General features: G+C 41.3%; 2 protein-coding genes. Both read right to left on the bottom strand.

Annotation, left to right across the window (positions count from 1 at the left end; translation table 11 throughout):
• Nucleotides 1–1,320 (bottom strand): hypothetical protein (locus tag IE222_RS04670; protein ID WP_191270232.1); only part of this gene is annotated, 1,320 nt, incomplete at its 3' end.
• Between the two features lie 38 nt (nucleotides 1,321–1,358).
• Entirely contained in the window at nucleotides 1,359–2,258 is a 900-nt protein-coding gene (locus IE222_RS04665; RefSeq protein WP_191270230.1) for a hypothetical protein, read from the bottom strand.
• Nucleotides 2,259–2,431 lie beyond the last annotated feature (173 nt).

Here is a 2,431-nt window from a genome sequence, read left to right as displayed (position 1 = left end):
TACTACAGTTTCTTCTTCAGTCGCTTCATTTTCAACAACAGCTTCTGGCGCTTCTGTAGTTTCTTCAGTAGTTTTTTCACCAGCTTGTACAGCAGAGTTTGCTGCTGCATGAGCTTTTGCCACTTCACTTGCGTGTGCGCTAGCTTGTGACTTGGCTTTGTTAGCTGCAGAAGGGTTTACTTTTTCTGTTTCAACTGCTTCGTCTTCGCTTTCAGCTTTTTCAGTTGCTTCATCTTCGCTTACAACTTCTGTTGCTTTTTCAGCAGACTCTTCTGTTGTTACTTCAGTACTGTTTTCAACGGTTACTTCTGTAGTTTCTTCTGTCTCTACAGCAGTTCCTTCTTCAGTCGCTTCATTTTCAACAACGGCTTCTGGTGCTTCTTCAACTTTAACGTCTTCAACCGCTGCGATACCAGCTAGTACAGCAGAGTTTGCTGCTGCATGAGTTTTTGCTGCTTCGCTTGCGTGTGCGCTAGCTTGTGACTTGGCTTTGTTAGCTGCAGAAGGGTTTACTTTTTCTGTTTCAACTGATTCGTCTTCATCCACAGCTTTTTCAGCATCGTCATCTGAATCGTCTTCAAGAACGACATCTTCATCATCACTATTTGTTTTTACAATAATCGGATGAGTATCGAAATTGATTTTTGAAGCATCAGAATCTTCATCCTTATCTTCTTTATCTTCTGCTTTAACAGTGGAATCAGCTTCGACCTTTGCAGCTTCTTCATCTTCTTTTACGGCTTCATCAGAATCAACATCTTCACCTTGTTCATCTTCTTTTACCGCTTTTTCAGAATCAACATCTTCGCCTTGTTCATCTTTCACAGCATCGTGTTGATCTTCTGTTTTCACAACTTCTTCAGCCTTTTCCTTTTCAGTTACGGCATCAGTGTCAGAAGTTTTGATTTCCTCTTCAACCGCCTTTTCTTCTGGCTCTTGAACTGGCGCTTTTACTGTCTTTTCGCCTTTGCCATGAACAGCAGAATTTGGAGCGGCATGTAGTTTTGCCGTTTCGCTGGCATGTACACTTGCCTGTGATTTGCTGGCTTTCTTGACCTTAGCATGCTCTTTTTCTTGAGTCTCCTCTTTAGCTTCAACTTTCACTTGTACTTTAACTTCTGCTTTATGTTGTACTTTTTCAACATGCTTTACATGAAACTTTACATGATTCTCACTTTTAACATGTTCAGAATGTTTCGCTTTTCCATGATCCGGACCTGCAGCATCAGTTAAATGACCTCCAGCGAAAACACCGAATGATAATGCTCCTGCTAACACGAAAGATTTTACCACTGTATTTGGGTTTAGATAATGTTTCATTTTTAAATTCGCTCCTTTTTTATTATGTTCCGTGACTTTTAGCTCTGGGAAACACTTTTAAAAATAGGAGCAATTTGCGGCGGCGGTGACGGCGGCGCATTCACCCATTGATTCGTCAACAACGCAACCCGGGAAAGATAAGGCTGAACCAATTGAGCTTCATAGTGTTGGTTCCAATCAAACCATTTATCCACAATGCTTATTGTGCCTAAGCCATTGCTGACCCGGTCGTTTGGTGATCCGCCAGATCCGTTCGTCCGCTGCGTTTGATTCAACATTTGATTAACATCAGGAATCTTCCCATTTTCATCTGGGTACTTTCCTTTAGGTAACCTCTTCTGATCAAGCGGTTTTGAGAGTCTAGGCGATGCAGGTGACTTTTTCTTAAAAGGCTTTACTGTCACCTTTATTGGCTGCGCTTTACTTTCCGATATAAAATCTTCCTTATGGATAGATGGTTTTACAGAACTCTTTGCCTCTTTTTTAACAGCCTGCTGCTGCTTTTTTACAGGTTTGCTTTTATTCGGAACAGCTGCTGCTTTTTTTGCCGCTGAACTTTTCACGGTCTTTTCAGCCTTATTTATTGCTGACTGGACTCTCCCTTTCGCTTGCTCTGGTATTTGCTTTAATGGAGCAACTACCTTTTTAGCCGCTGACTGTTTAGGTACAGAGGCTTTTTTTATAGAAGGAGCCTGCTGTGAGGGCTTTTGTTTATCCGCGTAATTTCTAGTAGTCTCCGAGGCCGCAGCAGATACTTTTTCCTTTGTTACGGCATTTTCAGCCTTAACCGGAAGCTCCGCTTTAACTGAAGCTTGTACCGCTTCATTGGAAGAATGGGGTGTACCGTTAACTTCATTCTTCGCGGCAAAAGCATGGTCCTGTAAAAACAAAGCACCGCAAACTGCCAAACCTGAAATAATAATATGGCGGAAGTGCACGAACTTTTCACCTCCTTTCAAAAAAATATTCTTCAGTGACAACATTCGATGGGGCGAAATAATTTTTGACCGTTTTCGACATCTGTCGCAAAAAACGATTCTATTTACCTAAAAATCTATGAAACCTAGGTCATTTATAATAGGTTATTTTTAAACAAAACTATCATGAGCTT

It is taken from the genome of Neobacillus kokaensis (genome assembly GCF_014656545.1).
Taxonomy (GTDB): domain Bacteria; phylum Bacillota; class Bacilli; order Bacillales; family Cytobacillaceae; genus Neobacillus; species Neobacillus kokaensis.
Note: the sequence above shows the minus strand (reverse complement) of the source record. Positions and strands in the feature narration are given on the sequence as shown.